This window comes from Burkholderia sp. BCC1208 (assembly GCF_902833095.1).
GTDB lineage: Bacteria > Pseudomonadota > Gammaproteobacteria > Burkholderiales > Burkholderiaceae > Burkholderia.
On sequence record NZ_CADFDY010000003.1, the window covers coordinates 213,177 to 227,322 of the forward strand.

8 protein-coding genes are annotated in these 14,146 nt (G+C 67.3%); 4 read left to right on the forward strand and 4 right to left on the reverse strand.

Annotated features, from left to right (window positions below; all coding sequences use genetic code 11):
• Positions 1-93: 93 nt before the first annotated feature.
• Complete coding sequence (locus HWX09_RS08600; RefSeq protein WP_027786558.1) at positions 94-3,687, reverse strand: YadA-like family protein; 3,594 nt, start codon at positions 3,685-3,687, stop codon at positions 94-96.
• 1,130 nt (positions 3,688-4,817) lie between these two features.
• Between HWX09_RS08600 and HWX09_RS08605 the strand changes: the two genes are divergently transcribed.
• Positions 4,818-5,633: a response regulator gene (locus HWX09_RS08605; protein WP_027786557.1), complete on the forward strand. Its 816-nt coding sequence runs from the start codon at positions 4,818-4,820 to the stop codon at positions 5,631-5,633.
• A 16-nt stretch (positions 5,634-5,649) separates the two neighbouring features.
• Here the strand turns inward: HWX09_RS08605 and HWX09_RS08610 are convergent, their stop codons facing one another.
• Positions 5,650-7,821, reverse strand: coding sequence for a TonB-dependent siderophore receptor (locus HWX09_RS08610; RefSeq protein WP_027786556.1), 2,172 nt, complete (start codon positions 7,819-7,821; stop codon positions 5,650-5,652).
• 278 nt (positions 7,822-8,099) lie between these two features.
• On the opposite strand from HWX09_RS08610, the gene HWX09_RS08615 reads away from it, so the two are divergent.
• The 3 genes from HWX09_RS08615 to HWX09_RS08625 all read left to right on the forward strand — a co-directional run bounded on the left by HWX09_RS08615 (position 8,100) and on the right by HWX09_RS08625 (position 10,786).
• The gene (locus tag HWX09_RS08615) at positions 8,100-9,011 is read left to right on the forward strand and encodes a DUF72 domain-containing protein (protein WP_027786555.1); all 912 of its coding nucleotides are present in this window, start codon (positions 8,100-8,102) and stop codon (positions 9,009-9,011) included.
• Positions 9,012-9,180: 169 nt separating this feature from the next.
• On the forward strand, positions 9,181-9,351 hold the full coding sequence (locus tag HWX09_RS08620; RefSeq protein ID WP_175884989.1) for a hypothetical protein: 171 nt from the start codon (positions 9,181-9,183) through the stop codon (positions 9,349-9,351).
• A 274-nt stretch (positions 9,352-9,625) separates the two neighbouring features.
• Positions 9,626-10,786, forward strand: coding sequence for a glycosyl hydrolase 53 family protein (locus tag HWX09_RS08625; protein ID WP_027786554.1), 1,161 nt, complete (start codon positions 9,626-9,628; stop codon positions 10,784-10,786).
• Between the two features lie 79 nt (positions 10,787-10,865).
• Here HWX09_RS08625 and HWX09_RS08630 read toward each other — a convergent pair whose 3' ends face one another.
• Both HWX09_RS08630 and HWX09_RS08635 read right to left on the reverse strand, forming a co-directional pair.
• The gene (locus tag HWX09_RS08630; RefSeq protein ID WP_027786553.1) at positions 10,866-12,170 is read right to left on the reverse strand and encodes a sugar efflux transporter; all 1,305 of its coding nucleotides are present in this window, start codon (positions 12,168-12,170) and stop codon (positions 10,866-10,868) included.
• Between the two features lie 4 nt (positions 12,171-12,174).
• A complete protein-coding gene (locus HWX09_RS08635; protein ID WP_027786552.1) occupies positions 12,175-14,145 on the reverse strand; it encodes a beta-galactosidase in 1,971 nt (656 codons plus the stop codon).
• Position 14,146: the final 1 nt, after the last annotated feature.

The following is a 14,146-nucleotide window of genomic DNA, read 5'->3' on the forward strand; positions in this document are numbered from 1 at the left end:
CACTCGGACGCCGGGCCACCGATCTACGGCGAATACCGGGCTTTGCATGCATTGCCCGGCACCTGCGCATCGCTCAACGCGACGCGACCTGCATCAGAACTGATAACCCGCGCCGACCACCGCGCCGAAGTCCGACCGCGCGTTGCCCGTTACCGATGCCTTGACGACCCAGCGGTTGCTCTCCGTCACGTACGAGTAGCCGGCCGCAAAGCCCTGCTGGCCGTGATAGTTCGACGTCGCCGCCGATACCATCGAGCGCCCCGCCCCCGTCGGCTGCGGCAAGCCTGCCACCGCCATCGCCGACGCCACGCCGCCGTACATGTCCTTCTTCAGGTCGTTGAACGAGTTGTATACCTGTCCGATGCGCTGGTCGGTATAACCCTTCGCCTGCGTCGACGCCGTCGCGAGGTTGTCGTTCAGCTGCTGCACGTTCACCGCGTCGGTCGGCGCCGTGCCGGCCGCGACGTTCGTGATCTGGCGCTCGCTGCCCTTCGCGCCGACCGAGAACGAGTTGTCGCGATCGGCGACGGAGCCCTGCCCGACCGCCACCGCGTTCTTGCCGGTCGCGGTCGCCGTCGAACCGATTGCACCGGCATCGGCACGCGCGATCCACGTGGTGTTCGAATCGGTTGCGGCCGCACGGATCTTGTCGTTGGCCGCCACGTTCTTCAGCGCGTTGTTGAACTGACCCACGTTGACCGCGTCGTTGTCGCTCACGCCCGCCGCGACACCGGTCAGCACGCGGTCGCCCGCCGTGCCGGTGAAGTTCACGCTCGCGCCGCCGGAGTCCTTGCCGACCGTGATCGCGCCGTTCGGATCCTGCTGCTGCACGAGGCCGGCCTTGCCGTTCGCGATGTTGGTCACGCTGCCTTGCAGGTTCGAAATGTCGGTGGTGTTCTTCGACACCTGCTGATTGGTCGCGTAGAGCTGCGAACCGTTCACCGCGTCGGTGCTGGTCGCGCCGAGCGTGCCGGCCTGCACGTTGGTGATGCGCGTGCCGCCCGCACCGCCGAGCGTGATCGTGCTCTTCGAGCTGTCGTCGTACTGCACCGCGAGCGCGCCGAGCTGATTCAGGTTCGACTGCACGTCCTTCAACTGCTTCACGTTCACCGCGTCGGTATCGCTGGTGCCCGCCGCGACGTTCTTCAGCACGACCGCCGACGTTGCGTCGCCGCCGACGAGCGACACTGAATTCAGCCGGTTGCCGCTCGGGTCGACGTCGTACTTGACGACGTTTTTCACGGCTTCGCCGGCCTGGTTCGACACCTGCGTGATCTGCTGTTCGAGCGCGGTCTTCACGCCCGACAACTGGCCGCCGTTCACCGCATCCGTGCTGCCCGCGGCGAGGTTGCCGTCGGCCACGTTCGTCAGCTTCGTCGGCGCACCGCCGCGCGCGGCGTTGAACGCGCCGAGCGCCGGGTCGAATTGCAGCGCATCCTGTTGCAGCCCGGCAATCGCGGCCGTGTTGCCCGCGATATTCGTCTCGGCGTTGCCGATGCGCGTTTCGTGATTCTCGAGCGTCGTCGTGTTGCTGCCGACGCGGCCGTCGAGGTTCGTCAATGCGTCGCCGACGTTGTTGAACGCGCTGCCGCCGATCTTGTAGTTCGGTGCGCCGATCGAGCCGTCCGGGTTCGCGCTCGCGCCGCCGCCGAGCGCAGCCGCGGCGCCGTCGGTCGCGCGGCGCAGTTGCGCGCCGTTCACCGCATCGGTGCTGCCGGCCGCCACGTTGCCTTCCGCGACATTGGTCACGCGCACCGGGCTGCCGCCGTTGCCCGCGCCGAGCGACACCTGCTGCTTGCTTGCATCGTCGTATTTGACGGCGAGCGCATCGAGCTGGCTCGTCCCGTCGTGAATCGCCGCGGTCAACTGATCGACGTTGACCGCGTCCGTTCCGCTCTTGCCGGCCGCGACGTTGCTGATGAGTTGCGGACCGTGGCCGCCGTGGCTCGCATCGTAGGCGCCGAGGTCCGGGTTCCATTGCAGCGCATCCTGCTGAAGCGCCGCGATGTTGCCGGTATTCGTCGTCACCTGGTTGCCGACGGTCGTGATCGACTGGTTGAGCGTGTCGGTCGCCTTGCCGAGCTGGCCCACGTTCACGGCATCGCCTGCCGCCACACCGTCCGCGACGTTGTGCAGGCCGACCGGCGCCGCGGCGCCCGTGCCGCCGAGCGTGACGCCGCCGTGTGCATCGTCGTCGTACTGCACCGCGTTCTTCGTCGCGTTGCCGATCTGGCTGGTGATCGACGTGCTCAGGTTGCCGAGCGTCGTGCTGAGGTTGTTCGTCACGCTCGTGCTGAGCGATGCGAGGCCGCCCGTCAACTGGCCGACGTTGACTGCGTCGTGCAGGTCCTTGCCGTCCGCGACGTTGTGCAGCGTCGTGCCGTTCGGGCCGGCGAACGTCACCGAGTCGAAGCCGCTCGCGCCGTCGTACTTGACGTTGCGCGTATCGGCCGCCTGCAGGTTGACGATGTTCGACGCCGCGGTGCTCAGCGAGCCGTTGATGCCGGTCACGCTGTTCTGCAGGTTCGTGATGTTCGAAGCCGCCGTCGAAACGGACGTCTGCAGCGGCGCGATGCTGCCCTTCAACTGGCCGACGTTGACGGCGTCGGTATCGGCGACGCCGGCAGCCACGCCGCCGATCGTCGTGCCGGTGGCGCCGTCGAGCGCGATCGCCGCATGCGAATCGTCGGTGTATTTCACGACGTTCTGCGTCGCCGTGACGATGCTCGTGCTGAGGCTGTTGCCGACGCTGGTCACGCGTGCGTCGACGTTCGAGATCGAGGTCGACAGCGCATTGCCGACCGACGTCACGCGTGCGTCGACATTGCCGATGCCCGTGCTCAGCGTACTGTTCACGTTCTTCAACTGCTGGACGTTGACGGCGTCCGTATCGGCCGCGCCGGCCGCGACGTTCTTGAGCTGGCGTTCCTTGCCGAGCGCGCCGAACGACACCGCGCCGCCGACCGGCGCGGCCGTGCCGCCGAACACCGGCGTGCCGCCGTTGTTCGCGCCGACGCTGCCCGAGCCGATCGCCACCTGGTTGTTGTCGTTCGTCTGCGCGCCCGCGCCGATCGCCACCGACTGCGTGCCGGCCGCACGCGTCTGCGTGGCCGCGTCGTACGAGGCGCCGGCCGATACGCCGTCGCTCGACGTCGGGTTCGCGCCGCCGATCGCGACCGAACGGTCGCCGCTGGCCAGCGCCGAATGGCCGAGCGCGATCGAGCTCGTGCCGTGCGCATCCGCGACGTTGCCGAGCGCCATCGAGAAATCGCCGACCGCGGCCGACTGGCGGCCGATCGCCAGCGCCGTGTTGCCCTGCGCGACCGCCACCGTGCCGATCGCGGTGGACGAATTCGCCAGCGCCTGCGAACCGACCCCGATCGCGATCGCGCCGCCGCTGCTGCTGCCGCCGTTGCTGCTCGCATTCGACTGGTCGCCGATCGCGATACCGCTGGAGCCTGCCTTCGCATTGGTGCCCTGCGTCACGTTCGTGGTACTGACCGCGACGAAGCTGCCGTTCTTCGTTGCCACGCACAGCGGGTTGGTGCCGTCGATGCACTGGCCGTTCAGCGCGTTGTCCGGGTTGCCTCGGTCGACGAAATTGTCCGCGTGCGCGGCGCCGGCGATCAGCACACCCGCCCCCGTGAACATCGCGGCGGCGAGCGCCGAAATCTGCTTCCTCTTCATGGTCTTCTGCTCCGTTGTGTAGCGTCTGGTTTGAATATGGACTACTTACTTTTATTGACAGCTTCGACTTCGATTGCGACTTCGTTTCGGAAGCGGATTCCGGCGCCGGGCAAGCCATGTCGACACGACACGCGTCGAGCATCCGTTTCGACCGGGCGTTCGAACGCCCGGGGCATGCCGTCGGCCTGACGTCCCGTTCCGTTAATTCGACAACTGCATTAGGAATACGTATCGATTTCCATGGACGAGTCTTTCCCCGACTGAATCCGGAGATTCAACCCGTCGTCATGACCATCCCCGATTTGTCGCCGCACCGATCGCGGCTCACTCCGCTTCTTTTATTTCATCCCCGGCGACCGGGTTTCACTTCGTGCAGCGAGCACATGCCTGGACAATCATCAATTGATGCGCCGGCCCCGGGTCAGGCAACGTCCGTCACCGCTTGCGGTGCTTCCGCTTACCTGCTCCACCCGTTACTCAAAGTTCGGACGAATTATGAGACACGAACTTGAATTATTAAAGCGGGCATTCTTTATAGATTGTAAAATTCCGTATATTCAATGAGTTACGTAAAATAAGCCCACCCCGCAAACGATTGCCGCTCGACGCCGTTATTCAAGATCTTTTACCGGGCGGATAAATACTTTGCCAAAGCGGATTCAAATAATGTTTTTCCATAAAATACAATCCGAAAGCCGGCCGGATACGCGGCTTCTCACTGGGTATACGCGTAAACCACGAGTAATTGCGCGCCTCGACGTTTCACATCCCTGTCGCAAACCGACATTTTCGATAATCACGAAGATGGAATGGCGCGAATGAAGCGGTCATGGCTGGCCGGATTTCCAATATGCTCCTACAATTCCGCTCGCATCGATTCCGGCAGTCGCGATCATTCTCCACGCGAGCACGGCAATGCGTCGCGTCCCGACCGGCTCGGCGATCAAAACGACGAACGCCGCGCGATGCGCCGAGCGGTTGCCTGCCGCGCGGTTCTACCCTGTCGGGAATCGATGCGAGCGTGCGATGCGCCGGATGCATCGCCACGGAGCGGCTTCCGACGTTTCCATCTCACCGGGCAGGCCACCCGCGGAAAACGCAGCCAACCGCCTTTTCACAACAGGTGCACGATGCCTTCATCGATCTCCGCATTGAGCGACGCGCATATCCTGATCGTCGACGATCAACCCGACCAGCTCCGTTTGCTGACCGACATCCTGCGCAGCACGGGATGCCGGATCAGCATCGCATTCGACGGCGAGCAAGCGTGCCAGCGCGCGCAGGCGCTGATGCCCGACCTGATCCTGATGGACGTGCGCATGCCGCGCATGGACGGCTTCACCGCATGCCGCCTGCTGGCCGCCGATCCGCTGACGGGCGCGATCCCGATCATCTTCCTGACCGTGGCCGGCGCGTTGCACGAACGGCTCGAGGGGCTCGAGATCGGCGGCGTCGACTATGTGGTGAAGCCGTTCGAGCCGGCGGAGGTGATCGCGCGGATTCGCGTGCAGCTCTCGCGAGCGAAACGCGAACGGCCCGCCGGGACGGAACAGGCGGAAAGCCCGTTCGCGGGCGGCAACGACGACGACATCATCGTGCGCGCGGCCATCCGCCACCTGTCGCGCACGCTCAACGATCCGCCGACGGTGGAGGAACTGGCGCGTGCGGTCGGCACGCACGAAAAGCGCTTGTCGCGCGCGTTTCGCGACAATCTCGGCCAGACGGTATTCGAATATCTGCGCTACGAGCGGCTGCGGATCGCGCAGGATCTGCTGGATTCCACGTCGCTCAGCATCGCCAGTATCGCGAAGGAAATCGGCTTTTCCACGCCGGCCAATTTCGCCACCGCGTTCCGCGAACGTTTCGGCATCACGCCGACCGAATGGCGACGCCAGGGCCATGCGGGCGCGCGCACCGTTACCCGGGCGCCGCAACGCCGCGTGTAGGCCGCATGCGACGCGCTCACCAGTTGTATTTCGCGCTGGCCAGCACGGTCCGCTCGTTGCCGAACACGCACACGGCGTACGACTGACAGCCGCTCACATAGCGCCGGTCGAACAGGTTCGCGACGTTCACCGCGAAGCGCCAGCGCGGCAGGTCATAATGGATCGCGAGGTCGTAAAGCGTCGCGCTCGGCACCGTCAGCGAATTGTCCGGCGCGCCGGCCGATGCGCTCTGGTAGCGCACGCCGCCGCCGATGCCGAGACCGGCCAGCGCGCCCGTGTGCCAGGTCCAGTCGGCCCACATCGACGCCATCTGCCGCGGCAGCGGTACGGACACCGGCCAGTGGTTCAGCGACGCGTCGTTCGCCTGCACGTTCTTGACGTCCTGATAGAGATACGACGCGACGATCGACACCTCGCGCGTCACCTTGCCGACCGCACTCAGCTCGATGCCGCGCGAGCGCACCTTGCCGGTCTGCACCGACGTCGTCGCGCTCGGGTCGAGATTGACCGGCGTCGGCGTCACGACGTTGGTCTGGTCGATCTGATACACGGCCGCATTCAGCATCAGGTTCCGGCCGGCCGGCTGCCAGCGTAGCCCGGCTTCCGTCTGCGTGCCGCGGGTCGGCTTCGGCAAGCCGCCGCCGAACATCCGCACGCCGATGACCGGATCGAACGACGTCGAATAGCTGACGTACGGCGATAACCCGGCGTCGCCGCGATAGGTAAGCCCGACGCGTCCGGAGAACGCACTGACGTCCTGCTGCGCATGCGTGCCGGCGGTCCGGTCGTCGAAGCGCGCGTTCACGACGTCCTCGCGGCCGCCGAGCGTCAGCGTCCAGCGCTGCCAGCGGATCTGGTCCTGCGCATACACGCCGAACCCGTTCATCGCGGTGTACTGGTCGACGTGGCCGAGCGACGTCGGGCCGGAGAAGATCGCGGCCGTCACGGGCCGATAGACGGGGTGGTACAGGTCGAGCGACGGCGCGAGCGCAAGCTGCACGCTGTTGGTCGTCGTCTGCCGGTCGAACTGCAGGCCGAACAGCAGCGTGTGTTCGAGCGGCCCCGTGCCGAAGCGCGCCTGCGCATGATTGTCGATGTCGAGCCGGCTGTAGTTGAGCTGGAACAGCCCCGCGAAACGCATCATGTTCGTCGTGCTGCGGGGCACGAGGCCGTTGCCGAACACCGTCGCATCGTCGAGCGACAGGTGCGACCAGCGCACGTCCTGATGCAGCGTCCAGATCGCGTTCACGCGGTGTTCCAGCGCGTAGCCGAGCGACCATTGCTTCTTGCGGTAGTCGTTGAACGACGGGTCGCCCATGTAGATGTCCTGCGACAGGCGGCCGTTCGGGTTCGGCAGCACCGTGCCCTGAGCGGGCAGGAAGTTCGACGAGATGTCGCCGCTGTCCTGCAGGTACGTCGCGGAAAACGTCAGCGACGTGTCGGCGTTCGGCCGCCACCGGAACGACGGCGCGAGCGCGACCCGCCGGTCGCCGTTCGGGCCGGTCACCGCGTTGCCGTCGCGCGCGACGCCGACGAAGCGGTACGCATACTTGCCGTCCGGATCGAGCCTGTCGCCGACATCGAGCATGGCTTGCTTGCGCGCATCGTTGCCGATCTGCACGCCGGCTTCACGCACGCGCGCGCCGTCGGCGCGCTTCGTCTGCGCGTCGACGATCGCGCCGGGCTCACCCGCGCCGTACAGCACCGACGTCGGCCCGCGCAGCACCGCGATCGAATCGATCGTGTACGGATCGACGCGCCAGTTCGCGATCACGGCCGTGTCCGGCGCCGGCAGGCCGTCGACGTACAGCGTCGGCGTGAAGCCGCGCAGCGCCGCATACCAGTCGGTGCGGCTGTCGGCGCCGAACGTCGCGAAACCCGGCACGTAGCGCAACGCCTGGTTCAGGTCGGCCGCGCCGGTCATCTCGATCTGTTGCGCGGTCACGATGTTGATCGTTTGCGGAATCTCGTCGATCGGCGTGTCGGTCCTGGTGCCGGTGGCGGTGCGCCGCCCGACGAGCCCGACGGCCGAAGCATCGGTCGGCCCTCGCACGTCGATGGCCGGCAGCACGGCCGCCGCGGCCGGCGCCGATGCCTGCGCGTGCGCACCGCCCGCGGCGGCCATGCACAATGCTCCGCCAGCCGCGATCGCCGTCGCGCGCCGCCCCGCCTCTGTCTCCATCCACATCGTCTCGATACTCCGTCGTGCTGGGTTGGCCCGTTCGGCCGGATCGACGGACCGCGTATCGTCGGGGTCCGTCCGGTGGTGTCGTGATTACCGTGCTGGCGAAGGCAGTGAAGCGTGGATCGGTACGCACCGGCCGATCGCGCCGTTCGCGAGCGCAGCGATCATACCGGCCGAACGTGGCGCGGTCTTTAAAAAAAGAATTGGACCGGTGACGGGGCGGCACGCATATTGCGCGTCGCCCGAACCTCATCAGGGACCCGGCATAGCCGGGCATCGACGTGACACGCACATCAGGCAGGATTCACATCGGCATTTCAGGCTGGCGCTACCCCGGCTGGCGGGGGACCTTCTACCCGGACGACCTGAAGCAGGCCGGCGAGCTGCGGTATGCATCGGGCCGGATGCAGACGATCGAAATCAACGGCACGCACTACAGCCTGCAAGCGCCGGACAGCTGGCGGCGCTGGTATGCCGAAACACCGCCGGGGTTCGTGTTCAGCGTCAAGGGCTCGCGCTACCTGACGCACATACTGCGTTTTCGCGACGAAGCAGCCACGGTCGCGTGCGCGAATTTTTTCGCCCAGGGGCTGCTCGCGCTGAAGGACAAGCTCGGGCCGTTGCTGTGGCAATTCCCGCCGTCGCTGCGTTTCGACCCGGCGCACATGGAGCACTTCCTGAGCTTGCTGCCGCACGATACGGAAGCCGCACTCGCGCTCGCCCGCCGGCACGATTCGCACGTCCGGGCGACGTATCTGGAGATCGACCGCAAGCGAGCGTTGCGCCACGCGGTGGAAGTGCGGCACGAGAGCTTCGTGGATCCGGCGTTCGTGAAGCTGCTGCGCCGCCACAAGGTCGCGCTCGTCGTGTCGGATTCGACCGAGGCGTGGCCCCAGTTCGAGGATCTGAGCGCGCGTTTCGTTTACATGCGGCTGCACGGCACCGAAACGAAGTATTCAGGCGAATACTCCGATGCGGCGCTCGAGCGATGGGCACGCAGAATCGAAACGTGGAGCCAGGGCGGGCAGCCCGACGATGCGCGTCTCGCCGCACCCGCGCTGCAACCGCCGCGCGCGGCCACGCGCGACGTGTACTGCTATTTCGACAACGACACGAAAACGCAAGCGCCGTTCGACGCCGGGCGGCTGATGGCGCGGCTCGGGCTGCATGCGCACGACACGGCATCCGAATGAAGCGGCTAGCAAGCCGCATGCCGAAAAATGCCGTCGGGAACCGCGAGGCCGGGCGCGCAATATGCTCCGGTGCTGCGAGATCATCTCCTCATCGCGCGCACCGCGCGCCCGGTAAATTTTTCACGACCGGCAAGCGGCGCCATGAACCCAACACTGCAAGGAGAAAGCGATGACCCTGCTTATCTACCTGGTCGGATGGATCATTTTCATCGGCGGCGTCGCCTGGGGCTTGATGACGCTGCACGTCGCGCAGTACATCATCGAGATCGTGGCCGTCATCCTGTTCGGCATCGCGGTCATCACCGGCGCGACGCGCGCGCGGAATCGAGATCGGTCGTAACACGTCACGGGCGCCTGCCCTGCACGATCGGGCGGCATCGTCCGGATTCCTGACGTACGTCCAATGGCCGTTTCGCGCGCACGGCGGGACGCCGGGAATGCGCGCGCCTCCCCACCTCACCAGATAGTAGGCAACGCATGCGTCCTTTGCGTAGGCGACAGCGGTTGCGCTACGCTCGATCCGGCCTCGTATCGGGGCCGCAAATTTAAGCGCTTAAAATTTTTTGAAGCCGGCGATCCCGCATCCGACGGGATCCCTCACCTGGAGGATGACGATGAACAGACGATCGATGCTGAAATGGAGCGTTTCGACCGCGGCGCTTGCCTGTCTCGACCTGGCCGGCCCGCTGCCGGCCTTCGCGCAGGCCGTCACGCGTGCCGCGGGCAGCGCCCCGTTCGCGATGGGCGCCGACGTGTCGACGCTACCGGAACTCGAGGCGCACGGCGCGCAGTACTTCGACCGCGGGCACCCGCGCGACTGCCTGAAGATCCTGCACGCGCACGGCGTCGACTCGATCCGCATCAAGGTATGGAACGATCCGGGCAATCCGGATTTCTTCCCGGCGAATCAGAGCGCCGCGGCCGGCTACAACGATGCGGCCCATGTCGTTGCGCTCGCCAGGCGCGCGGCCGCGCTCGGGATGCGCATCCTGATCGATTTCCACTACAGCGACTGGTGGGCCGACCCCGGCAAGCAATACCCGCCGCACGCGTGGGCCGGCAAGAATCTCGCCGATACGTGCGCGCTGCTGTCGGCCTATACGACCGACGTGCTGCGCCAACTGCAGCGCGCCGGCGTGCGGCCGGAGTGGGTGCAGATCGGCAACGAGATCACGGGTGGCATGCTGTGGCCGCTCGGCCGCTACGACCAGTGGGACAACCTCGCTCAGTTGCTGAAGGCGGGCCACGATGCGGTGAAGGCCGTCGATCCGCGCATCAAGGTGATGCTGCACATCGACAGCGGCGGCGACAACGCGAAAAGCCGCTGGTGGTTCGACAGCGCGACGCAACGCGGGGTCGCGTTCGACGTGATCGGCCTGTCGTATTACCCGCAGTGGCAAGGCGCGCTCGACGACCTGCGCAACAACGCGAACGATCTCGCGGTGCGCTACGACAAGGAACTGATCGTCGTCGAGACCGCGTATCCGTGGACCACCAGCGACGGCGACTCCGAGCCGAACGCGATGACGAACACGGGCTCGACCGCGTTCCCGCCGTCGCCGGCCGGGCAGGCGCAATTCCTCGCGGCGGTCGTCGATATCGTGAAGGGTGTGCCGGGCCATCGCGGCAAGGGCGTGTTCTGGTGGGAGCCGGAGTGGATTCCGACGCCGGGCGTCGGCTGGAAGGTCGGCGCGGGCGATCAGTGGGACAACAACACGCTGTTCGACTTCCACGGCCACGCCCTGTCGTCGCTCGACGCATATCGCCAGCGCTGACGCGGCACGTCGTGACGGCGTCACCGCACCGGCGCAGCGCGCGTCAGTGCGGTGCGTCGAAGCGGCGACGCAGCGCGCGTCAGTGCGGTGCGTCGAAGCGGCGACGCGCGGGCGTCGCCGTGCCGCTTGTGCCGCTTGTGCCGCCGGCTCCGCCCCGCCCGCCGTGCGCATCCCGGGCGAGCAGCGCGAACGCGACGAGCGCGAGCCCACAGCAGCCCGCGAATGTCGCGCGATAGCCGAACAGGTCGACGCACGCGCCCGACAGCACGCCCGACGCGATAGAGCCGACGCGCGCCGTGCTGAAGAACATCGCGGTGGCGGTGCCGGGGCGCGACGGCATCAAATCGCACACGCGCGTCATCCCGAGGCACGACGTGATCGCGACCACGCATGCGCTCAACAACTGCAGCGGCAGGATCGCATCGACCCGCGACACCGCCGCGAGCCCGATGAAATACGCCGCATGCACGAGCGCGCACGCCATCAGCCAGCGCGCCTTGTCCAGCCGCGTCGACCGGACGCCGAGCCACAGCATCATCGGGATTTCGAGCAATGCGGCCAGCCCGAGCGCCGCCGATACGTTCGTCGGCGTGCCGCCGAGTCCACGCACGATGTAGAGCGGCAGCACGATCATCGTCGCGTTCGCCGCCAGCCCTATCAGCGCGAGCGCGACGAGGGTCCGCAGCACGCTCGCGCGAGGCGCGGCGACGCCAGCCGTCGCCTCGTCCGGCGGCGCCGCGGCGCGATCGACTGCGCGCACATGCGCCGCCGTGGGCCGCCGCACCGGCTCCGGAATCCGCGCGACGATCGCCGCGCATGCGACGAAGCCCACGGAAGCCGCTAGAAAGAGCCCGGTAAAACCCGTCTGCGCGAGAATCAGCGCACCGAGCGCGGGACCGAACACCCACGCGATCGACAGCATCGTGCGCAGCGCGGCCGACGCGAGTTCGCGCTGCGCATCGTCGGCGACGGGCAGTACCGCGCGCGCGAACGAGAAGATCTGCGACAGCGACACGGCGCCCGCGCCGAGCAGGATCGTGCCGGCTGCGATCACCGGCCCGTGCGTCCGCAATACGCACAGCAGCGCGAAGCCCAGCGCGGCCGCCGCGAGCGACACGACGAGCAGCGGCCGGTGCCGGTCGCGGCGATCCGACCAGCGTCCGGCCCACGTGCTCGCGACCACCCCGCTCGCCGCGATCAGCGTCATGAACACGCCCGCGAGCAGCGGCGACATTCCCGCCGCCTCCACGCCGAACAGCGACAGGTACGGCGCGGTGAACGACATCGCGACGCCGAGCATCAGCGCCGCCGCGGACAGCGGTACGAAGTACGCGATCCCCGCCAGGCGCGCGAAATGCAACCGCAGCGACCGCAACGACTGCATCGCGTCAGTCCGGCTCGACCCAGGCGGCCACGTCCACCGCGCCGAGTTCCCGGCCGCCGAGCACGAAGCGCGCACCGTCCGGCGCGGGCAGCGTGCACGACGTGTCACCGTAGTTGAACGCGAACGTTACCCGCCCGCGTCGACGCAACCGCACACCGTCCGGCAGCGCACGCATCGGCAGGCCGGCATCGCGTGCGCAGCGGGCAACGATCGCGCGCAACAGCGTCCGATCGAAACAGGCCGTCGCCATCGTGACGTAACCGCGCCGCACGAGCGCCGGCACACCGTCGTCGCAGGCGGCCAGCACGTCTATGTCGGCCGGCGATTCCATGTCGATGTGATCGCGCCATTTCAGTGCATGGCCGTCGACACCGTCGAACGACACACGCGGCGCGAGCGAAGGCCGCAGCGATTCGACCTGGCCGATCCGCACCGGCAGCACGTCGCGCAGCTTGCCCGGTGCGAGACCCGGCGCGATCGCGAATTCCGCGGTGCGCGAACCCGTGCGCGGCCCGAACAACCAATGTGCGTTTCCGCGCGCGGCCTGCTCGACGACGCGATCCGTCACGACAGGCAGCGTCGGCACGACGACGAACGCATAACGCGACACGTCGGCATCGGCCGCGACGATATCGACGTCGAGCCCTAGCTCGCGCAGCGCGCGATACCAGTCGAACGCGTGCTGCTGATAGTCGAAGTCGGCGCCGTGCGGCTGGATGCGGATCATCCAGTCTGCCTCGTAGTCGAACAGCAGCGCGACGCGGGCCGTCTCACGCTCGCCGACGACGAGCGCGGGATCCAGCGCGGCGATCTCGCGTGCGACGCGCGCCACTTCATGACCGCCCGGCGACAACCGGTCGTCCGGCGCGTTGAGTCCCGAGTGCAGTTGCTCCTGCGCGTGCGGATACTGCCGCCAGCGGAAATACGACACGAGTTCCGCGCCATGCGCGAACGCTTCCCACGTCCACAGCCGCACCGCGCCCGCATGCGGCACCGGGTTGTACGGCCCCCAGTTGACGGGCCCCGCCTGCTGCTCCATCACCCACATCCGGCCGTTGCCGACCCCGCGATACAGATCGTGCGAGAACGCCGACACGTCCGGATGCCCGGTGCGGGCCCAGCGTCGCTTGTCCGCCTCATCGAGCGGCAGCACTTCGGTACGCGGCACCGGATAGCTGTCCCACGCGGCGACGTCGAGGCCGCCGCGTGCGAACGCGTAGTGATCGAACTCGGTGAAAAATCCCATGAAGTTATGCAGCACGTCGCGGCCCGGCGCGTGCGGACGGATCGCGTCGACCTGCGCGGCATGAAACCGCGCGACCTCGTCCGACTGATAGCGCCGGAAGTCGAGCAGGTGCGCGGGATTCGCGTCGGTCGGCGTATGACGCGGCAGCTCGATCTCGTCGAAGCCGCGATACTCCATGCTCCAGAACACGTTGCCCCACGCGCGGTTCAGCGCGCCGATGTCGCCATAACGCGTGGCGAGCCACGCGCGGAAGCCTTCGAGCGCCGCACGCGTGTAGCTGGGCAGCGTGTTGTGGCAGCCGAGCTCGTTGTCGGTCTGCCACGCGATCACCGCCGGATGGGCGCCGTAGCGCCGCGCCATCGCGTCGGCGATGCGCACGCAGTGCTCGCGATACACCGGGCTCGCGATGTCGTAATGGCGACGCGAGCCGAACTGCCACACCGCGCCGTCCGCGCCCACCGGCAGGATCTCCGGATGACGATCGACGAGCCACTTCGGCGGCGCGGCGGTCGGCGTGCCGAGCACGATCTTCAACTGCCGGCGCGCGAGCGTGTCGATCGCCTCGTCGAGCCACGCCCAGTCGTAGCGGCCGGGCTCCGGCTCCATCCGGCTCCACGCGAATTCGGCGATCCGCACGCGGGTCAGGCCCAGTTCGGCCATGCGCCGTGCATCGCGATCCCATTGTTCGCGCGGCCAGTGTTCGGGGTAGTAACAAACGCCGAGGTGCATC